At 63.8% G+C, this 18,285-nt stretch carries 21 protein-coding genes; 5 read left to right on the top strand and 16 right to left on the bottom strand.

Going from position 1 to position 18,285, the window contains the following annotated elements; genetic code table 11:
* The first annotated feature begins 44 nt into the window (after window positions 1-44).
* Window positions 45-284 (top strand): hypothetical protein, encoded by a 240-nt coding sequence (locus tag LB569_RS13080; protein ID WP_224537192.1) that lies wholly within the window; start codon window positions 45-47, stop codon window positions 282-284.
* Between the two features lie 96 nt (window positions 285-380).
* On the opposite strand, the gene LB569_RS13075 is transcribed toward LB569_RS13080, so the two are convergent.
* A complete protein-coding gene (locus LB569_RS13075) occupies window positions 381-917 on the bottom strand; it encodes a L,D-transpeptidase (RefSeq protein ID WP_224692897.1) in 537 nt (178 codons plus the stop codon).
* 144 nt (window positions 918-1,061) lie between these two features.
* Here LB569_RS13075 and LB569_RS13070 point away from each other — a divergent pair, with 144 nt between their 5' ends.
* Both LB569_RS13070 and LB569_RS13065 read left to right on the top strand, forming a co-directional pair.
* A complete protein-coding gene (locus tag LB569_RS13070) occupies window positions 1,062-1,745 on the top strand; it encodes a response regulator transcription factor (protein WP_140710149.1) in 684 nt (227 codons plus the stop codon).
* A 121-nt stretch (window positions 1,746-1,866) separates the two neighbouring features.
* On the top strand, window positions 1,867-2,322 hold the full coding sequence (locus tag LB569_RS13065) for a Crp/Fnr family transcriptional regulator (RefSeq protein ID WP_224537191.1): 456 nt from the start codon (window positions 1,867-1,869) through the stop codon (window positions 2,320-2,322).
* A 63-nt stretch (window positions 2,323-2,385) separates the two neighbouring features.
* On the opposite strand, the gene LB569_RS13060 is transcribed toward LB569_RS13065, so the two are convergent.
* The 7 genes from LB569_RS13060 to tesB form a co-directional block, all read right to left on the bottom strand.
* Complete coding sequence (locus LB569_RS13060; RefSeq protein WP_224692655.1) at window positions 2,386-3,192, bottom strand: exodeoxyribonuclease III; 807 nt, start codon at window positions 3,190-3,192, stop codon at window positions 2,386-2,388.
* Between the two features lie 74 nt (window positions 3,193-3,266).
* Entirely contained in the window at window positions 3,267-3,947 is a 681-nt protein-coding gene (locus tag LB569_RS13055) for an outer-membrane lipoprotein carrier protein LolA (RefSeq protein WP_224537802.1), read from the bottom strand.
* Between the two features lie 135 nt (window positions 3,948-4,082).
* A complete protein-coding gene (locus tag LB569_RS13050; RefSeq protein ID WP_224692653.1) occupies window positions 4,083-6,752 on the bottom strand; it encodes an FtsK/SpoIIIE family DNA translocase in 2,670 nt (889 codons plus the stop codon).
* A 208-nt stretch (window positions 6,753-6,960) separates the two neighbouring features.
* On the bottom strand, window positions 6,961-7,239 hold the full coding sequence (locus LB569_RS13045; RefSeq protein ID WP_140710157.1) for a hypothetical protein: 279 nt from the start codon (window positions 7,237-7,239) through the stop codon (window positions 6,961-6,963).
* Between the two features lie 330 nt (window positions 7,240-7,569).
* Window positions 7,570-8,925: an ammonium transporter gene (locus tag LB569_RS13040; protein ID WP_140710159.1), complete on the bottom strand. Its 1,356-nt coding sequence runs from the start codon at window positions 8,923-8,925 to the stop codon at window positions 7,570-7,572.
* A gap of 31 nt (window positions 8,926-8,956) precedes the next feature.
* Window positions 8,957-9,295 (bottom strand): P-II family nitrogen regulator, encoded by a 339-nt coding sequence (locus LB569_RS13035; protein ID WP_140710161.1) that lies wholly within the window; start codon window positions 9,293-9,295, stop codon window positions 8,957-8,959.
* 236 nt (window positions 9,296-9,531) lie between these two features.
* The gene (tesB, locus tag LB569_RS13030; RefSeq protein ID WP_140710163.1) at window positions 9,532-10,392 is read right to left on the bottom strand and encodes an acyl-CoA thioesterase II; all 861 of its coding nucleotides are present in this window, start codon (window positions 10,390-10,392) and stop codon (window positions 9,532-9,534) included.
* Between the two features lie 118 nt (window positions 10,393-10,510).
* Here tesB and LB569_RS13025 point away from each other — a divergent pair, with 118 nt between their 5' ends.
* Window positions 10,511-11,770 carry a ubiquinone biosynthesis hydroxylase gene (locus tag LB569_RS13025; RefSeq protein WP_224692652.1) on the top strand — a complete coding sequence of 420 codons (1,260 nt, stop codon included), beginning with the start codon at window positions 10,511-10,513 and terminating at the stop codon, window positions 11,768-11,770.
* A 55-nt stretch (window positions 11,771-11,825) separates the two neighbouring features.
* On the opposite strand, the gene LB569_RS13020 is transcribed toward LB569_RS13025, so the two are convergent.
* From LB569_RS13020 to LB569_RS13010, 3 genes are all read right to left on the bottom strand, one after another.
* Window positions 11,826-12,356: a hypothetical protein gene (locus LB569_RS13020; protein ID WP_224692651.1), complete on the bottom strand. Its 531-nt coding sequence runs from the start codon at window positions 12,354-12,356 to the stop codon at window positions 11,826-11,828.
* Between the two features lie 155 nt (window positions 12,357-12,511).
* Window positions 12,512-12,868, bottom strand: coding sequence for a YciI family protein (locus LB569_RS13015; RefSeq protein WP_224692649.1), 357 nt, complete (start codon window positions 12,866-12,868; stop codon window positions 12,512-12,514).
* The gene (locus tag LB569_RS13010; RefSeq protein WP_224692647.1) at window positions 12,865-13,086 is read right to left on the bottom strand and encodes a hypothetical protein; all 222 of its coding nucleotides are present in this window, start codon (window positions 13,084-13,086) and stop codon (window positions 12,865-12,867) included. The genes LB569_RS13015 and LB569_RS13010 overlap by 4 nt, the downstream gene beginning before the upstream one ends.
* 215 nt (window positions 13,087-13,301) lie before the next feature.
* Between LB569_RS13010 and LB569_RS13005 the strand changes: the two genes are divergently transcribed.
* Window positions 13,302-13,727 carry an OsmC family protein gene (locus tag LB569_RS13005; RefSeq protein ID WP_224537174.1) on the top strand — a complete coding sequence of 142 codons (426 nt, stop codon included), beginning with the start codon at window positions 13,302-13,304 and terminating at the stop codon, window positions 13,725-13,727.
* A 67-nt stretch (window positions 13,728-13,794) separates the two neighbouring features.
* Here LB569_RS13005 and LB569_RS13000 read toward each other — a convergent pair whose 3' ends face one another.
* From LB569_RS13000 to sdhA, 5 genes are all read right to left on the bottom strand, one after another.
* Window positions 13,795-14,424, bottom strand: coding sequence for a YceH family protein (locus LB569_RS13000; protein WP_224692646.1), 630 nt, complete (start codon window positions 14,422-14,424; stop codon window positions 13,795-13,797).
* On the bottom strand, window positions 14,421-15,167 hold the full coding sequence (locus tag LB569_RS12995; protein WP_224692645.1) for a DNA polymerase beta superfamily protein: 747 nt from the start codon (window positions 15,165-15,167) through the stop codon (window positions 14,421-14,423). Before LB569_RS12995 ends, LB569_RS13000 begins: the two co-directional genes overlap by 4 nt.
* A gap of 65 nt (window positions 15,168-15,232) precedes the next feature.
* A complete protein-coding gene (locus LB569_RS12990; RefSeq protein ID WP_224537167.1) occupies window positions 15,233-16,012 on the bottom strand; it encodes a succinate dehydrogenase iron-sulfur subunit in 780 nt (259 codons plus the stop codon).
* Window positions 16,012-16,443, bottom strand: coding sequence for a DUF3052 domain-containing protein (locus tag LB569_RS12985; RefSeq protein ID WP_411970224.1), 432 nt, complete (start codon window positions 16,441-16,443; stop codon window positions 16,012-16,014). The genes LB569_RS12990 and LB569_RS12985 overlap by 1 nt, the downstream gene beginning before the upstream one ends.
* A gap of 2 nt (window positions 16,444-16,445) precedes the next feature.
* Entirely contained in the window at window positions 16,446-18,281 is a 1,836-nt protein-coding gene (gene sdhA / locus LB569_RS12980) for a succinate dehydrogenase flavoprotein subunit (RefSeq protein ID WP_224692643.1), read from the bottom strand.
* Window positions 18,282-18,285 lie beyond the last annotated feature (4 nt).

Genomic DNA, 18,285 nt, shown 5'->3' with positions numbered 1-18,285 from the left:
CACCATCAAACCGGATTTGATGTCCGGAGAGTACGGATACGATCATGTCTCACATTGCTCTTCACCCAGCATACATCGCTCGGCCCTCCTGGCTGTCGGCGGTCCGTGACTGGCTGCGTCAGGCCAGGGTCGCGGTCAACCTGCCACACCAGAATGTCGAGGACCTGTCCGATCGCCAGCTGCGCGACATCGGCGCCGCCCGCAAGGACATCGCGAAGGCCATGGACCGTGAACTCGGCCGGATCGGGTTGCTGGATCTCGGTTGGCAGCAGCCAAGGAGGTAAGGCAGTAGGGGAGTAGGGGAGTAGGGGAGTAGGGGAGTAGGTTAAGGGAAAGCGGCCCGGATACACCCACTCTATTCCCCTATTCCTCTATTCCCCTCACCTCACCACCCTCACCACCGTCCTGTCCGACAGCAGCGGCAGGAGCCGCGCCATCGTACGCGCGGTCACCGCCACGCAACCTTCTGTCGGCGTGAAGCCGGGACGCGCCAGGTGGAAGAAGATCGCGCTGCCGCGCGCGCGGCGGCGCGGCGCGATATTCCAGTCGAGCACCAGGCAGGCGTCATAGAGCCGGTCGTCGCGCCGCATGCGTTCGTGGCTGGCGCCGTAGGGTATCCTGACCGGTCTGTTGTAGTTGCGGTCGTCAGGCACTTCGCACCAGCCGAGATCCGGCCCGATCGGCGCCATCGCCAGGCGCGTTCTGCGGCCTGTGGCAAACTGATCTCCCCGGAAATAGCCTGCCAGAATACGCATCGAAGCGAGGGGCGTGGCGCCGTCGCCCTCGCGCTTGCCGGCCGAGATGCCGCCGCGCCCCAGCGCGCATGCAAACACCGTTTTACCCGCCTGCAGCAGGCCCTGGCTCGGGTGGCCGGGCCTCGCCCGCACGGTCAGCACGCGCAACCCTTTTGGCAAAATTGCGCCGGCTGCATTGCGATCGCGTTTTTTCTTGTATGATCGTGCCACGGAACAAATCACTGTGATCGGCTATTGTGCCGGCCAGCTTCCGCATAAATACGCAGCGGTCAACTGAATTCACTTTTCAAAACAACGGATTGATCCATGACCTCACGTACCATCCTGATCGTCGATGACGATGACGACCTACGCGGCACGCTCGTCGAGCAGCTGTCCCTCTACGAGGAATTCGACGTGCTGCAGGAAGCCACTGCGGCAAAAGGCGTCACCGCCGCGCGTGGCGGCCTCATCGACCTGCTCATCATGGATGTCGGCTTGCCCGACATGGATGGCCGGGAAGCGGTGAAAATCCTGCGCAAGGGCGGCTACAAGGCTCCCATCATCATGCTGACCGGCCACGACACCGATTCGGACACGATTCTGGGTCTCGAGGCTGGCGCCAACGACTATGTGACCAAGCCGTTCCGCTTCGCGGTGCTGCTTGCCCGCATCCGCGCCCAGTTGCGCCAGCATGAGCAGAGCGAGGACGCGACCTTCTCGGTCGGCCCCTACACCTTCAAACCCAGCCAGAAGCTGCTCATCGACCCGCGCGGCGGCAAGGTGCGGCTGACGGAGAAGGAAGCCTCGATCATCAAATATCTCTACCGTGCCGACCAGAAGGTGGTGACGCGCGACGTGCTGCTGGAGGAGGTCTGGGGCTACAATTCCGGCGTCACCACGCACACGCTGGAAACCCATGTCTACCGTCTGCGGCAGAAGATCGAGCGCGATCCTTCCAATGCGGAAATTCTTGTGACAGAAAGCGGCGGCTACAAGCTGGTTCCTTAAACATTTCATTATCCAATGAGCGGTCTGGGCGGGGCCGCTTCGGGTGCGATCCTGTTGGAGGGTATTCAGGATCGACTCGTGAAGGAGGGATTGGACTGACCGTTCGGGGACGCAGCTAGAGATGGCGTTGGATGACGACATCCGTATCCTGTCCGCCGTGAGGCTTTTCGAGGGCTTCACGCAGGAACAGTTGCGCCTGCTCGCCTTCGGTGCCGAGACCACTTTCGTGCAGGCGGGCCACAAGCTTTATCGCGAGGACGACGTGGCCGACTCGGCCTATGTCGTGGTCAGCGGGCGTATCGTGCTCTATCGCGAGCAGAATGGGGAGCGCCTCCCGATTGGCAAAGCCGGCCCCGGCACGATGCTCAGCGAGCTGGCGCTGATCGCCGACACCAATCGGCTGACCAGCGCTTCGGCCGAAATCGATTCGGAAGTGATAAGGCTGAGCCGCAAAATGTTCCGGCGCATCCTGGAGGAGTATCCCGATGTCGCGGTGAAGCTCCACCAGCGCATCTCCGAGGAATTCCACGACATGATCCGCCGCATCGAGGAACTGGCCCCCCGCTTTTCGGGGTGAATTCTGAATCGTCGGTCGCAGCCTATCCTTCGACATCAGCCGAAGCCGCCATCCACCCTTGGGCTAATCCAGATCAAACCTGGCGATGACCGGCACATGGTCCGACGGCCGGTCCCAGCCGCGCGCCGCCCTCAGGATCTCGTAGCCGGTAAAATCGGGCACCAGGTTCGGCGACGACCAGACATGGTCGAGCCGCCGGCCACGATTGGACGCCTCCCAATCCTGCGCCCGATAACTCCACCAGGTGTAGAGCTTCTGCTCCGGTGGCACGTTGTGCCGCATCAGGTCGACCCAACCGCCGGCCTGGCGCATCGCCTCGAAGTTTTCGGTCTCGACCGGCGTGTGGCTGACCACGTTGAGCAATTGCTTGTGCGACCAGACATCATGCTCCAGCGGCGCGATGTTGAGGTCACCGACCAGCACCGAGGCCGACATCTCGCCGTGCTCGGCCCGGATGGCGTTCATCTCGGCGACGAAATCGAGTTTGTGCCTGAACTTCCTGTTGATCTCGGGATTCGGCTCGTCGCCGCCAGCGGGCACGTAGAAATTGTGCAGCAGGATTGCCTTGCCGCCGGCGCGCACCGTCACCGACAGGTGCCGGCTGTCCTCGATGTCGCAGAAGCGGCGCCTTTCGACCACCTCGATCGGCCGCCGCGCCACCGTCGCCACGCCGTGATAGCCCTTCTGGCCATGGAAGGCGATGTAGGGATAGCCGACCTTGCGAAAGGCTTTTTCGGGGAACAGTTCGTCCGGGACCTTGGTTTCCTGCAGGCAAAGCACATCGGGCGCATATTCATCGAGCAGGCGTTCGATGATCGGCATGCGCAGGCGCACGGAGTTGATGTTCCAGGTCGCTATCGAAAAGGGCATGCGGCAAGGTCCGGCGAGAGATCGCCGAACTACTGCCAGCCACACGCCGGAAAGACAAGCGAGGCGGCGAAAGCCTACCTGGTTTTCGTATTCAACTCGCGGTTGGCCGTATAGTCGATGGCAAAAGTGTCGGCCGCGAAGCTGACACCTTCCTTGGTGTTGAAGATCATCACCGTGGTGTCCTTGCCCTGCGCGTCGGTGATCGTCCACTGGCGCAGATCATAGGTTTTCGGGTCGAACATCATGGTGATCATCGCATTGCCGAACACCGACTTGTCGGACAGCTTGATGGTGGTGAGGTCGTCCTCTTCCTTGACGGACTTGACGCGGTTGCCCGAGAGGTCGATGCGATCGTCGAGCAGCAGCTTCAGCGGCGTCTTCGCCAGCGGATAAAGGTCCGACGTGTTCAGTTTCTTGTTGAGGATGACCACCGATTTGCCGTCGGAAATCACCCGGAAATTCGACGACCCGTCGTAGTTGAAGCGAATCTTGCCCGGCCGTTCCAGGAAGAATTTGCCGCCGGTCTGCTCGCCCTTGGGGCCGAACTGGACGAATTCGCCGCTCATCGATTTGACCGAGGAGAAATGGTCGGCGATCTTCTGCGCCGCCGCCGGCACCGCCGCCTGTGCCGAGGCCAGCAGCTCGAAACCGGGCACCACGTTGAGCGCGGCGGCACCCGCGAGCACAAGGCCGAGGCCAAGCAGTTGGCGGCGTGTCGGGGCAAGATCGCTGAGCGCTGAAAGATCGTTTTTCATATCGGTCACTCTTGTCTGATTCCTGATTTGGTCGCTGTCGTGAACCCCCAGTTGGGCTGAAGTTTGGCGAGGCGATCGCTGCTCAGTCGCTTGAACGCGCCAGAAGGTTCAAAGTTGCCGCGAACTCCGCGTCCATCAGAATTTGTCGTCTTCGGTCGGCACCAGGATTTCGCGTTTTCCGGCATGGTTGGCCGGGCCGACAATGCCTTCCTTCTCCATCTTCTCGATGATCGAGGCCGCTCTGTTGTAGCCGATGCCGAGACGCCGCTGGATATAGCTGGTCGAAGCCTTGCCGTCGCGCAGCACCACCGAGACCGCCTGATCGTAGGGGTCGTCGGAATCCTCGAAATTGCCACCGCCGCCGCCGGAGCCGCCCTTGCCGGACGGCTCGTCGTCGTCCTCGCCGTCATCCTCGGTGATGGCGTCGAGATATTCCGGCACGCCCTGCAGCTTCAGGTGTCCGACGATCTTCTCGACCTCGTCGTCGGAGACGAACGGCCCGTGCACACGCTGGATGCGGCCGCCGCCGGCCATGTAGAGCATGTCGCCCATGCCGAGCAGTTGTTCGGCGCCCTGCTCCCCCAGGATGGTGCGGCTGTCGATCTTCGACGTCACCTGGAAGGAGATGCGGGTCGGGAAATTGGCCTTGATGGTGCCGGTGATGACGTCGACCGAGGGACGTTGCGTCGCCATGATGACATGGATGCCGGCGGCGCGCGCCATCTGCGCCAGGCGCTGGACGGCGCCTTCGATGTCCTTGCCGGCGACCATCATCAGGTCGGCCATCTCGTCGATGATGACGACGATATAGGGCATCGGCTCGAGATCGAGATTCTCGGTCTCGTAGATCGCCTCGCCGGTCTGGCGGTCGAAGCCGGTCTGCACGGTGCGCGAGATCCTTTCGCCCTTCTTCTCGGCCTGTTGCACGCGCGCGTTGAACCCGTCGATGTTGCGCACGCCGACCTTGGACATCTTTCGGTAGCGGTCCTCCATCTCGCGCACGGTCCATTTCAGCGCCACGACAGCCTTCTTCGGGTCGGTCACGACGGGCGTGAGCAGATGCGGAATGCCGTCATAGACGGAGAGTTCGAGCATCTTCGGGTCGATCATGATCAGCCGGCATTCCTGCGGGGTGAGCCGGTAGAGCAGCGACAGGATCATGGTGTTGATGGCGACCGACTTGCCCGAACCGGTGGTGCCGGCGACCAGCACGTGCGGCATCTTGGCGATGTCGACGATGACCGCCTCGCCATTGATGGTCTTGCCCAGCGCCAGCGCCAGCTTGGCCTTCGTCGTCTCGAAGTCGCGGCTGGCCATGATTTCCCTGAGATAGACGGTCTCGCGCTTGGCATTGGGCAGTTCGATGCCGATGGCGTTGCGGCCCGGCACCACCGCGACGCGGCAGGCGATGGCGCTCATCGAGCGGGCGATGTCGTCGGAGAGGCCGATGACACGGGACGATTTGATGCCGGGCGCGGGTTCGAGTTCGTAAAGAGTGACGACCGGGCCCGGGCGAACGGCGATGATCTCGCCCTTGACGCCGAAATCCTCCAGCACGCCTTCGAGCAGGCGCGCATTCTGCTCCAGCGCGTCCTTGGAAAGACTTGGGTCGCGCGCGACGTTCTTCGGTTCGGACAGGAAATGGAGCGACGGCATTTCGAACGTGTCCGAGCCGATCAGCGAGGTCTGCGCCTCGCGCTGGACGCGGCCGCCCGGAGCCGGGCGCGGTGCCGGCGCGGCCACACGGGTGGCGGCGTCGGAGCGGAACTGCTGGACCTTGGCGCCCGGCGACGCGCGGCGCGCGACGACAGGCTCGTCGTCGAGATCGACATCGTCCTCGCCGGTTTCGAAACGATCGTCGAAGACATCGTCGTCATCGGGATCGACGGAGACGCTGCGGTCATTGACCATCGCGGCGAAGAATTCCGGTTCGACACGGGCGCGCCCGTCATGGCTCATGCGCTGCTCGGCGAACTCGGCCGACTCGACCCGTTCGGCGGCGCGGCGCCAGGCGCTGGCGCGTGGCTCCATCTCGGGTTCGAACTCGTCGCGCTCCTGCCGGCGGCGGGCCGCGCGGCGATGCATCCACGCGCGAAAGGAAAGCCACCAATGGGTGATGGCGCCGAGCGCCAGTATGCCCTCGTCACCCTCGTCCCCGTCATTGTCGAACAGAAGCTCGTCCTCGCGCGGTTCCGCGGCGGCCGGTTCTTCCATCACGGCGAAGCCGTTCTTGCGCCCGATCAGCGCCGCGCCATAGGCGAACAGCCAGAGCGCGGGTGCCGCCAGCAACACCGCGAGCACGCTGGCGACCAGACCGCTCGGATAGCCGCCGATCAGGACACCGGGAATCTTGAGCACCATGTCTCCGAAGACGCCGCCGAGACCGGTGGGCAGCGGCCAGGTCTTGGGCGGAACGACGCAGCCGGCGATCGCGGCCGCGAGCAGCGCGAAGCCGAACCAGAACAGCCCGCGCTTGGGCATCCGGTCGACGCCGCGCGCCGAAAACAGCAGATACCCCCAGATGATGGCTGGAACCAGCGCGGCAACGGCGGCAAGCCCGAAGAACTGCATGGCAAGGTCGGAGAAGACCGCGCCGGCATAGCCCATGGCGTTGGTGACGATGTTGGCGGTGGCATGCGAGAAGCTCGGGTCGGCGACGTTCCAGGTCGCCAGGCTGGCGACGGCGAAGGCCGCGAACGCGAACAGGCCAGCGCCGACCAGACGGCCGACCTGGCGCCGCGCGAATGCCTGGATGCCGTGCCCCGTATCGGTCAGCGCGAGCGGTGCTGAAGCCCCTGAACGCATGCTCTTCCCCGTCTGTGCGTGACTGGCCCGAGCGCATGACGCACTCCGGCAGATTCGGATGCCAGACTAGGCGTGGGAAGGTTAAGGGCGCATTAACTATAAGGCTGCCGGCGGCTGTCCTTTGGCATTGCCACCTTCTGGTGCCCGTACAGCACGAAAATGGCGGGCCCTTGCGGCCCGCCATCCATCCGTTGGCTTGGGCCGCGCGTTACTTGCTGGCGCCGCCGAGCATCTTCAAATTGGCGCAGAACTCGGCGTGCGGCTTGCTCATCGCCGCATCCTGGCATTCCTTCATCATGGCGTCCTGCTTCTCCTTCGGCATGGCCATGAAGGCCGCCTTGAACTCCTCCATCGGCTTCATGGTTTTCATGCCGGTATCGGTGAAGAACGGCGCCATATTGTCCGGCTCGTCCAGGGCACCGGCAAATGCAAAGCCGCTGACCATGGAAAGCGCGAGTGCCCCGAGGCAGATATTCTTGAGGTTCATGAGAAAAGTTCCTTCCCTGTGTTTAAAAAACACGAGCGTCAGAACGACGATCGCCCCCATGATTTCGCGGGCAGGGCGGTCGATGTTTCCTCAGGAATCTTCATCACGCGAATGTGATTGCGCAAAGTCAGGTGAAGTCAGAACGGATTTCCAAAAAAGAGGCCCGGAGCGATCCGGGCCTCAAGGCGTGAACTCCTTGCGGGAGCGTCACGACGGGATGCTTTTCAAAGCAATCCGGGAAAAGTGCTTTCGCGGTTTTCCGTCCCGAATTGCCTGGAAGTATGGGGCCGGCGGGAGGAGGGTTCCGCCGGCCCCGTGGCGAGGGATGCCTTACGGCACCACTTCGCCATGCTGGGAGATATCGAGGCCCTCGACCTCTTCCTGGGTCGTCGGACGCAGGCCGACCAGCGCCTTGACGATGTAGAGGATCACGAAGGTAGCGATCGCCGTCCACAGGATGGTGAAGACGATACCGTAGAGCTGTTTGCCGAGCGAAGCGCCCGACGACAGGCTGTTGATCGCCGGATCGGCGAGCACGCCGGTGAGCAACGCACCGACCACGCCGCCGACGCCATGCACGCCGAAGGCGTCGAGCGAGTCGTCATAGCCGAACATGTGCTTCACCTTGACCGCCGAGATGTAGCAGACCACGCCGGCGACGATGCCGACGATGAAGGCGCCGGTCGGGTTGACGAAGCCGGAAGCCGGCGTCACCGCGACGAGGCCGGCGACGGCACCCGAGATGATGCCGAGCACGGAAGGCTTCTTGGCAACGATCCATTCCGCGAACATCCAGGCCAAGGCCGCCGCGGCGGTGGCAACCTGGGTGTTGAGCATGGCAGCGCCCGCGAGGCCGTCGGCCGCCAGTTCCGAACCGGCGTTGAAGCCGAACCAGCCCACCCACAGCAGCGAAGCGCCGATGACCGAGTAGACCAGGTTGTGCGGCGCCATGTTGGTGGTGCCATAGCCTTCACGCTTGCCAAGCACCAGCGCGCAGACGAGACCCGCGACACCGGCATTGATGTGGACGACCGTGCCGCCGGCGAAGTCGAGAACGCCCGCCGCGCCGAGGAAGCCGCCGCCCCAGACCCAATGCGCGATCGGCGCGTAGACGACCAGCAGCCACAGTGCCATGAAGATCAGCAGCGCCGAGAACTTCATGCGTTCGGCGAAGGCGCCGGCAATCAGCGCCGGGGTGATGATGGCGAAGGTCATCTGGAACATCGAGAAGACGAATTCAGGAATGTTCGCCACGCCCGGCGCCCACAGCGTCGACGTGGTGATGCCGTGATGGAAGAATTTCGAGAAGCCGCCGAGATAGGCATTCATGCCGCCGCCGTCGGAAAAGGCCAGCGAATAGCCGAACATGAACCACAGAACCGTCACCAGGCAGGTGATGGCGAAGCTCTGCATGATGGTGGCGAGCACGTTCTTCTTGCGCACCATGCCGCCGTAGAACAGCGCCAGGCCGGGGATGGTCATCATCAGCACCAGCGCCGTCGAGGTCAGCATCCAGGCGGTGTTGCCCGTATCGAGAACCGGGGTCGGAGCAGCAGCCGGCGCGGCCGCCGCGGCGGCAGGTGCGGCTTCCTGCGCGAAGGCGGCGACGCTGCCCAACGCTGCCAGGGCAAGCGAACCCAGCAGGGCCGCCCGTCCCGTCGTCTTCAAGGTGGAAGGTATGTTCATTGAACTCTCCATTGGAATACGTGTTCGCCGCTCAGAGTGCGTCGGTGTCTGTTTCGCCGGTGCGGATGCGCACCGCCTGGTCGATGCCGAAGACGAAGATCTTGCCGTCGCCGATCTGGCCGGTCTTGGCCGCGGCGGTGATGGCTTCGACGGCCTTGTCGACCGTGTCGGCCGCGACCGCGACCTCGATCTTGATCTTCGGCAGGAAGGAGACCGCGTATTCCGCCCCGCGATAGATTTCCGTATGTCCCTTCTGACGCCCGTAGCCTTTGACTTCGGTGACGGTCAGGCCCTGGATGCCGACGGCGGTAAGCGCTTCGCGTACCTCGTCCAGCTTGAACGGCTTGATGATTGCCATCACGATTTTCATAAGGTTTCACCCTTTGCTGTTGCGGTCCCCCGCGTTTGCACACCTTCACCGATCCCGAGGAGTCGGAGAGTGCCCCCAAGGATTCAAGCTCCGTGCCAAGTGCCGAAGCAGGGTGGTAACTTGTTGTAAACAAAGGGATCCGGGCGATCACAGCCAGCAGGTGCCGGGGCTCATGGCATGCAGTCTGATCAAAAATTATGCAATTTCTTGAAATTGCCTAATTTGCCGGCTTCTGCTCAACGCTTGAGCCGGATGAGCCCTTCCTGCGCCATCGAGGCGATCAGCGTGCCGTCGCGGGCATAGAGCGTGCCACGGCTGAAACCACGCGATCCCGAACTCGAGGGACTGTCCTGCGCATAGAGCAGCCAGCCATCGAGCGAATGCGGCCGGTGGAACCACATCGAATGGTCGATGCTGGCGGCCTGGATGTCGGGATCGAACAGGCCGCGCCCGTGCGCGAAGGTCGAGGTGTCGAGTAGCGTCATGTCGGAGAGGTAGGCGAGCAGCACAGACTGCAGCGCGCGGTCATCGGGGACGGGACCGGCCAGGCGGATCCAGACATTCTGTCGGGGCGGCAGCTTGTCGCGGCTTTCATAGTGCTGGAGATTGACGGGCCGCAGCTCCAGTGGCCGCTCGCGCGCCCAGAAGCGACGCACCGCCTCCGGCACCCGCTCGGCGGTTTCGAGCAGCTGGCGCTGCGTCTTCAGCCCTTCGGGCGGCGGCACGTCTTCGGGCAGCGCGAACTGATGCTCGAGCCCCTTCTCGTCGACCTGGAACGAGGCCTCCAGCGAAAAGATCGCCTGTCCGTGCTGGATCGCCAGCACGCGCCGCGTGGTGAACGAACCGCCGTCGCGGATACGGTCGACTTCGTAGATGATCGGCACCTTGATGTCGCCCGGGCGCATGAAATAGCCGTGCAGCGAATGCACGAAACGGTCCGGCTCCACCGTCCGCTGCGCCGCCACCAGCGCCTGGGCGATCGTCTGGCCGCCGAACACGCGCTGCCATTCCACCTGGGGGCTGCGACCACGATACAGATTGTGTTCCAGCCTCTCGAGGTCGAGAATGCGCAGAAGCTCGTCGATCGCCGCCGTCATTGTTTTGTGACCTCGCCGCAAAATTGCTATGGCGGTTTCCGACAGGAAGGACGAGCCGTCAAGGGCGCAAGCCCCGGCCGGCACGCCCAAAGGGTCGCCGAGAGAAGGAGCCAGGACAATGGAACGCAAGGCGGACGCCAAGACCAGATCCGGGCTCGATGTTCTCGTCGCCGGCGCCGGCTATGTCGGGCTGGCCGCCGCCGTCTCACTGAAGCAGGCCCGCCCGGGCCTCGGCGTGGCACTGGTCGATGCCGCGCCCGCCGGTTCCTGGCAAAGGGATGGCCGTGCCTCGGCCATCGCCGCGGCCGCCTGCCGCATGCTCGACCAGCTCGGCGTCTGGGCCGAGATCGCGCCTCGGGCGCAGGCGATCACCGAGATGATCATCACCGATTCGCGCAGCGCCGATCCGGTCCGCCCGGTCTTCCTGACCTTCGGCGGCGAGGTGGCGCCCGGCGAACCCTTCGCGCATATGGTCGCCAACAGGGCGTTGAACGGCGCCTTGCGGGCCAAGGCCGAAAAACTCGGCATCGACATCATCGAAGGTGTGGCGGTGCAGGGTTTTGAGACCAGTGGCGCCGGCATCACTGTGCATCTGGCCGACGGCGCCGCCTTGACGGCGCGGCTGCTGGTCGCCGCCGATGGCGTCAATTCGAAACTGCGCGACATGGCCGGCATCAAGACGGTCAAGTGGGAATACGGCCAGTCCGGCATCGTCTGCACCGTGGCGCATGAACGTCCGCATAATGGCCGCGCCGAAGAACACTTTTTACCGGCCGGCCCCTTCGCCACGCTGCCGCTGAAACCCGACGAGGACGGCACCAACCGCTCGTCGATCGTCTGGGTCGAACGGGCGGAAGATGCCAAGGCGCTGGTTGAAGGCGACGATCTCGTCTTCGAGCATGAGCTCGAACAGCGCTTCGGTCTCAAGCTGGGAGATATCCGCGTCGCGGACAAGCCGCGCGCCTGGCCGCTCGGCCTGACCATCGCGCGCGCCTTCGTTGCGCCGCGCGTCGCGCTAGCCGGCGACGCTGCCCACGGCATCCATCCGATCGCCGGCCAGGGCCTCAATCTTGGCTTCAAGGATGTTGCGGCCCTTGCCGAGGTGATCGTCGAGGCCGACCGGCTCGGCCAGGACATCGGCGCGCTCGACGTGCTGGAGCGCTACCAGCAATGGCGCCGTTTCGACACCGTGCAGATGGGCGTCACCACCGATGTGTTGAACCGGCTGTTTTCCAACGACATCACCCCGCTGCGCACCGTGCGCGACATCGGCCTCGGCCTCGTCGAGCGCATGCCGCGCCTGAAGGAGTTCTTCATCCGCCAGGCCTCGGGACTGTCGGCCAGCACGCCGAGACTGCTGAAGGGCGAGGCGATCTGACCGTCTCGCTGACGACGCAGCGGGCGTTTCGCGCCAATCGCCGAGGCCAGCGATCTCAGTTCACCTCGAACCCGAGCTTCTGCCTCAGCCGCAGCATGCGCTGGTCGGGTATCTTCAGGCTCTGCTCTCCGCCCTGAACCACCCGGTTCAGCATCTGCAGCAGATCGTCCCGTTCGCTCGGGTCGAGGCGTTCGCGCAGGAAGGGTGCCAGCTTGTCGATGACGATGGTGGCGTCGTCTATCTGCGTCGCGGCCCACTTGGCATAGACAACCGCCTCGTCGGTCTTCTTCGGCCCGGCCGCGATCTGCGAGATCACCTCGCGAATGACGGCTTCGCGCCGCGGCAGAACCGGCCCGTCTTCCGAAACCATCGCGGTGATCAGCGTCGCGGCGGCCACCACCGGATCGTCGATCGCCGTCAACGGCGACAGCGCCGCCTGCTTGCGCAGTTTCTTGCGCCTGATGTTGCCTTGCACGCGCCCGACGACATCGGCGACTTCGCGCGCGGCATCATTCATCGCCTTCATCCGGTACCACCAGAACGCCGCCGCGCCCAGCGCGCCAAGGATAGCAATCAGGAAAGGCATATCGAACCCCCGAAATCCGGGTGACGATAGGAGAACTATTCCGTTGCTTCAACACGCAAGAGTTGCTTCCGGCGAAGAAAATTCAATTAGCGGCAGGTGAAGCTTAGGCGGGTAAACAAGCGTTGCTCACGTGCCGCAAGCAACGCCGACTCTGGCTATGACCCCGGTATATCGTAGATCGCCCGAACCTCGACCGTGCCGAGTTCGGCCAGCGGAATGCCGGCAGCGATGTCCAGCGCCTCCTCGAGAGTGCCGGCCTCGACCATGACGAAGCCAAGCAATTGTTCCTTCGTCTCGGCGAAGGGACCATCGGTGACCAGGCGCTTGCCCTTGCGCCGCCGCACCGACTTCGACGTCCCCACCGATTGCAGCGCCTGCGCGATGATCAGCTTGCCTTGCTGATCCAGCGATCTGTCATAGGCGAGCGAATCGGCGTCGAGCTTGGCCCCGCGCTCCGGTGTCAGTGCATGGAGGTCTTTTTCCTCACCATAGACGAGCAAGACATATTTCATTTCAAGCTCCCTTCCTGTGACGAACCATAGGATGCGGCGACAACCATGTCAGTCTTACCCGCGGCCGCATGATCGAGAAGGCATGCCGCGGCCACAATGATGGCAACCGCCGCCAGCAGCCGGCCAAAGCCGGACGCTGGTGGATTCAGCCAGAAGTCTTCCTGTCGCTCAGGCCCGCGGCCCGGGTTCTTCCATAGCGCGAAAAATAGATTGTCCATGAAAACCTCCATCAGGCCACAACCCCGTGGCCACCCGCAGGACGGCCGGCCCGGATGGAAGCCGACATTTTTGAACGCGTATTTTTTTTCCCGAGGGAAGGGGCAGTCATCGTGCCGTGGTGCAAACAGCGCAGTGGTCTTCGCGCACGCCCGCGCTATAGTTGACGGGACGCCGGCTCACCCGAGACAAATTCACGACAACCCAGGAGGACTCCATGGACCGCACCGCAAACGCCGTCTGGAAAGGCAATCTGAAAGAGGGCAAGGGCACGCTCGACACCCAGAGCGGAACCCTGAAGGGCACGCCCTATTCGTTCAAGGCGCGTTTCGAGGACGAAAGCGGCAAGTCCGGCACCAATCCGGAAGAGCTGATCGCCGCCGCCCATGCCGGCTGCTACGCCATGCAGCTCTCGCATTTCCTGGCCGAGAACGGCACGCCGGCGCAAGAGCTCGACGCCAAGGCGGTGGTCACCCTGGTTCCCGGCACAGGCATCACCGGCAGCGCGATCACGCTGGTCGGCAAGGTGCCCGGCATCGATGCGGCGAAATTCAAGGAGCTGGCCGAGAAGGCCAAGGCCGAATGCCCGGTCTCCAAGGCGCTCGGAGCGATCAAGGTTTCGCTCGACGCCAGGCTTGGCTGAGATTGCGGCATCCCGTGTGAAATCCGGCGCGCATGGTCGCGCCGGGCACGTTAATCAGAGAAGAGGGCTAAGCGCCCAGCGCATCAAGCCGCGCGCGTAGTGCCGCGACTTCCTGCTCCAGCGCCTCCAACCGCGCTTCCAGGCCGGAGGCAGGCATCGCCGTCACACTCCGTTGCGCCGATAGCGCTGCAACGTCCACCGGGCCGGCGAGCAGATGCACATAGCGGTCCTCGCGCTGGCCCGGGCCACGCGGAATTTCCTGCACCAACGGCGGCCGGCGGCCGATCAGCATGTCGAGTTCTCCGCGCAGATCCTCGATCGACGAAAACCGTGCCATGCGTTCGCTCCGCGCCAACAGCTCATGCGCCGTCTGCGGTCCACGCAGCAAGAGCAGGCCAAGCAAGGCGGTCTGCGGCGTGGTCAGCGAAAAGCGCTGCGCCATCTGATGCTCGTAGCGCTCGACGCGCGAACCGAACATCTGCCGCACCAGCCCTTTCTGCTCCAGCAGCTTCAGCGCCCTGTGCACCTCCGTCTGTTCCAGCGCCATGACAGGCTCGCGCGCCGTCTTCTGGTTGGCGGCGGCAAGTGCCGCATTGAGCGTCAGCGGATAAACATCAGGCGTCAGCTCCTTCTTCTCGATCAGGCAGCCAAGCACCCGGGCTTCGGCTGGGGAAAGGATGGGAAGGTCTTCGCTCATTGAAGTTCAGCCTCCTGGCGATAAAAACCAGTTGCAAGGGCATGTTTGTGTGCGTGGCGGATCTCGTCCCTGACCGGGGCGGCAAGGTTCATTTCATGGTGACCATAACGCGCTTCGAGATAGTGCGCGATTGCGGTTGGGATGAGACCGGATCCCATCTCCCGCGTCTGGCTTTTCCGCTCGATCAGGCGACGGATTTCCTCGCTTGCAGGAGCCGGCACGTCCGTCTGGTCGAGACATTCGCCAAGGTTCATCGGCGGTAGGTCTGCAAAGCCATGCTGTTCCATCCAGTCGAGAGCGACCAGCGGGCGGATCAGGTAGAACAGCTTCTTCAGCTTCACTTCGTCGGCAAAACTGCCGATCCTAGAGACGTGCGACCGCGCCAAGCCGAGATAATGGTGCGATACCTTTCCCGGATCAACGATCTCGGCCAGAAGATCGAGAAGGCGCGCGCGAAACCCCGCGACTTCCTCATAAACGACGGGCGACTTTGCCCATTCGACTATGACCGCATTGCCGCCGAGCGCCAGAAGCAGGGCTTTGCGCAAATCCCAGCCTCCGGCATCGATCTCGCCTTCAATTGGAAACTCGATCACGTCGCGTGGCTGCTGCAGGACCAGGTGATCCAACACGGGCCTAATGTAGACAAAGCGGCAATCATAGTCGCTGTCGGGCGATGGGAACCCCCAGGCGCGACTGCCGCTTTCGATGGCGAACAGAATTCTTACGCCTTGGGTTCGCACCAGATCGAGTCGTGCCCGGATTGCCGCGACGGCGTCCGGGGAGAAATCAGCGGGTAAGGTTGGCTTCAGACCCTTCTCTCCACCATCATCTTCTTGATCTCGGCGATCGCCTTCGCCGGGTTCAGCCCCTTCGGGCAGGTCTGGGCGCAGTTCATGATGGTGTGGCAGCGGTAGAGCCGGAACGGGTCTTCGAGATTGTCGAGCCGTTCCCCCTTGGCCTCGTCGCGGCTGTCGATCAGCCAGCGATAGGCCTGCAGCAACGTCGCCGGGCCGAGATAGCGGTCGCCGTTCCACCAGTAGCTCGGACATGAGGTGGAGCAGCAGGCGCACAGGATGCATTCGTAGAGCCCGTCGAGCTTTTCGCGATCCTCATGGCTCTGCAGCCATTCCTTGGCCGGCGTCGGCGACACCGTCTTCAGCCACGGCTCGATCGAGGCGTGCTGGGCGTAGAAATTGGTGAGGTCCGGCACCAGGTCCTTGATCACGGGCATATGCGGCAGCGGATAGATCTTGACCGCGCCGGAAATGTCGTCGCAGCCCTTGGTGCAGGCCAGCGTATTGGAGCCGTCGATGTTCATGGCGCAGGAACCGCAAATGCCTTCGCGGCAGGAGCGGCGTAAGGTCAGCGTCGGGTCGATCTTGTTCTTGATCCAGAGCAGCGCGTCGAGCACCATCGGCCCGCAATCGTCCATGTCGACGAAATAGGTGTCGATGCGCGGGTTCTCGTCATCGTCGGGCGACCAGCGATAGATGCGGTATTCCCGCAGGTTGGTGGCACCCTCCGGCTTCGGCCAGGTCTTGCCCTGCTGGACCTTCGAGTTCTTGGGGAGCGTGAGTTCGACCATTACCTCAGGTCCTTTCGGATGACGAGCTTCAGCCCGGACCAGATTTCGTTCACGGCGGCGACCTTGACGTCGACAAGATCGAGCTTGAGCGCTTCGGCGCGGACAACGCCCTCGGTGACGTCGGTGGCCACTTTCGAGGCCTTCTTTGGCCAGGAGACCCAGACCATGCCGTCGCGCTTGATCGCCGTCTCGAGTGCGCCGAGGCGATCCTCGATCTCAGCGCGCTGTCGGGTGAAGGCGTGGACAGCGTCGTATTTCAGCACCGCGCCCGAAATCTCGGACCATTCGGCGAGCCGATCGACCTCGGCAAAATCGACGGCTTCGGTGAGGTCCGCGAGATCGGACGGCAGCGCGATGAAAGCGGCAACCATGCCGTCCTTCAGGCCGAGCTTGGCCGGAAGGGGCGTGCCGGAATATCCCGCCGATGCCATTGTCAGTACACCCTGGCCTTGGGCGCGATCTTGGCGAGGCTGATGCCGCCGTCCTTTTCGGCCACCAGCGGCTCGGTGTGCACCGGCCGGTAGGTCAGCGTCACCTTGCCGTCCTCGCTCAGATGAGCCAGCGTGTGCTTGCGCCAAGTGGCGTCGTCGCGGGCGGAGAAATCCTCGCGCGCATGCGCGCCACGGCTCTCCTTGCGCGCCTCGGCGCCATAGACGGTGGTGATGGCGTTGGCCATCAGGTTTTCCAGTTCCAGCGTCTCGACCAGGTCCGAATTCCAGATCATCGAGCGGTCGAAGACCTTGACGTCCTTGAGCTCGGTCCAGATTTCCGAAATGCGCTTGCAACCGTTTTCCAGCGATTCCTGCGTGCGGAACACGGCTGCGTCCTCCTGCATCGCCTTCTGCATCTTCTCACGCAACACCGCCGTCGGCGTCGAGCCATTGGCGTGGCGCAGCCGGTCGAAGCGGTCCATGATCCTGTCGACCGAAGCCTGGTTGGGCGAAGGGATCGCCGCCTTGCGGTCGATGACCTGACCGGCGCGAATCGCCGCGGCGCGGCCGAACACCACCAGGTCGATCAGCGAGTTGGAGCCCAGCCGGTTGGCGCCGTGCACGGAGGCGCAGCCGGCCTCGCCGACCGCCATCAGGCCGGGCGAGACCCGGTCGGGGTTTTCGGCGGTCGGGTTCAGCACCTCGCCCCAGTAATTGGTCGGCACGCCGCCCATATTGTAGTGCACCGTCGGCAGCACCGGGATCGGCTCCTTGGTCAGATCGACGCCGGCGAAGATTTTTGCCGATTCCGAAATGCCCGGAAGCCTTTCGTGCAGCACCGCCGGATCGAGGTGATCGAGGTGGAGGAAGATGTGGTCCTTGTTCTTGCCGACGCCACGGCCCTCGCGAATCTCCAGCGTCATGCAGCGCGAGACGACGTCGCGCGAGGCGAGGTCCTTGGCCGACGGCGCGTAGCGCTCCATGAAGCGCTCGCCCTCGGAGTTGACGAGGTAGCCGCCCTCGCCGCGCGCGCCCTCGGTGATCAGGCAGCCGGCGCCGTAAATGCCGGTCGGATGGAACTGCACGAACTCCATGTCCTGCAAGGGCAGTCCGGCCCGAGCCGCCATGCCGCCGCCGTCGCCGGTGCAGGTATGCGCCGAGGTGGCGGAGAAATAGGCGCGCCCATAGCCGCCGGTCGCCAGCACCACCATCTTGGCCGAGAAGCGGTGGATGGTGCCGTCGTCGAGATTCCAGGCCACGACACCGGTGCAGGTGCCGTCGGGCTCCATGATCAGGTCGAGCGCGAAATACTCGATGAAGAACTGCGCGTTGTTCTTCAAGGACTGGCCGTAAAGCGTGTGCAGGATGGCGTGGCCGGTGCGGTCGGCGGCGGCGCAGGTGCGCTGCACGGGCGGGCCGTCGCCATAGTTCATCATGTGGCCGCCGAACGGCCGCTGGTAGATCTTGCCCTCTTCGGTGCGCGAGAACGGCACGCCGTAATGTTCGAGCTCGTAGACCGCCGCCGGTGCCTCGCGCACCATGTATTCCATGGCATCGACATCGCCCAGCCAGTCAGACCCCTTGACGGTATCGTACATGTGCCACTGCCAGGAATCCGGGCCCATGTTGGATAGCGAGGCGGCGATGCCGCCTTGCGCGGCGACCGTATGCGAGCGCGTCGGAAACACTTTGGTGATGCAGGCGGTGCGCAGCCCCTGCTCGGCCATGCCGAGCGTGGCGCGCAGGCCGGCCCCCCCGGCGCCGACGATGACCACGTCGAACTTGTGGTCGACAAAGGTGTAGCCCGCCGTGCCGGCTGATTTCGTGTCCTGGGCCAAGACT

This window comes from Mesorhizobium sp. BH1-1-4, from assembly GCF_020165665.1.
GTDB lineage: Bacteria > Pseudomonadota > Alphaproteobacteria > Rhizobiales > Rhizobiaceae > Mesorhizobium.
The sequence above is the reverse complement of the archived record's forward strand: the minus strand, read 5'-3'. Positions and strand labels throughout refer to the sequence as shown.

Excerpts from the sequence above, each read along its gene's own strand:
- LB569_RS13080 (WP_224537192.1), top strand. The coding sequence starts at position 45 with ATGTCTCACATTGCTCTTCACCCAGCATACATCGCTCGGCCCTCCTGG.
- LB569_RS13070 (WP_140710149.1), top strand. The coding sequence starts at position 1,062 with ATGACCTCACGTACCATCCTGATCGTCGATGACGATGACGACCTACGC.
- LB569_RS13065 (WP_224537191.1), top strand. The coding sequence starts at position 1,867 with ATGGCGTTGGATGACGACATCCGTATCCTGTCCGCCGTGAGGCTTTTC.
- LB569_RS13060 (WP_224692655.1), bottom strand. The coding sequence starts at position 3,192 with ATGCCCTTTTCGATAGCGACCTGGAACATCAACTCCGTGCGCCTGCGC.
- LB569_RS13055 (WP_224537802.1), bottom strand. The coding sequence starts at position 3,947 with ATGAAAAACGATCTTTCAGCGCTCAGCGATCTTGCCCCGACACGCCGC.
- LB569_RS13050 (WP_224692653.1), bottom strand. The coding sequence starts at position 6,752 with ATGCGTTCAGGGGCTTCAGCACCGCTCGCGCTGACCGATACGGGGCAC.
- LB569_RS13045 (WP_140710157.1), bottom strand. The coding sequence starts at position 7,239 with ATGAACCTCAAGAATATCTGCCTCGGGGCACTCGCGCTTTCCATGGTC.
- LB569_RS13040 (WP_140710159.1), bottom strand. The coding sequence starts at position 8,925 with ATGAACATACCTTCCACCTTGAAGACGACGGGACGGGCGGCCCTGCTG.
- LB569_RS13035 (WP_140710161.1), bottom strand. The coding sequence starts at position 9,295 with ATGAAAATCGTGATGGCAATCATCAAGCCGTTCAAGCTGGACGAGGTA.
- tesB (WP_140710163.1), bottom strand. The coding sequence starts at position 10,392 with ATGACGGCGGCGATCGACGAGCTTCTGCGCATTCTCGACCTCGAGAGG.
- LB569_RS13025 (WP_224692652.1), top strand. The coding sequence starts at position 10,511 with ATGGAACGCAAGGCGGACGCCAAGACCAGATCCGGGCTCGATGTTCTC.
- LB569_RS13020 (WP_224692651.1), bottom strand. The coding sequence starts at position 12,356 with ATGCCTTTCCTGATTGCTATCCTTGGCGCGCTGGGCGCGGCGGCGTTC.
- LB569_RS13015 (WP_224692649.1), bottom strand. The coding sequence starts at position 12,868 with ATGAAATATGTCTTGCTCGTCTATGGTGAGGAAAAAGACCTCCATGCA.
- LB569_RS13010 (WP_224692647.1), bottom strand. The coding sequence starts at position 13,086 with ATGGACAATCTATTTTTCGCGCTATGGAAGAACCCGGGCCGCGGGCCT.
- LB569_RS13005 (WP_224537174.1), top strand. The coding sequence starts at position 13,302 with ATGGACCGCACCGCAAACGCCGTCTGGAAAGGCAATCTGAAAGAGGGC.
- LB569_RS13000 (WP_224692646.1), bottom strand. The coding sequence starts at position 14,424 with ATGAGCGAAGACCTTCCCATCCTTTCCCCAGCCGAAGCCCGGGTGCTT.
- LB569_RS12990 (WP_224537167.1), bottom strand. The coding sequence starts at position 16,012 with ATGGTCGAACTCACGCTCCCCAAGAACTCGAAGGTCCAGCAGGGCAAG.
- LB569_RS12985 (WP_411970224.1), bottom strand. The coding sequence starts at position 16,443 with ATGGCATCGGCGGGATATTCCGGCACGCCCCTTCCGGCCAAGCTCGGC.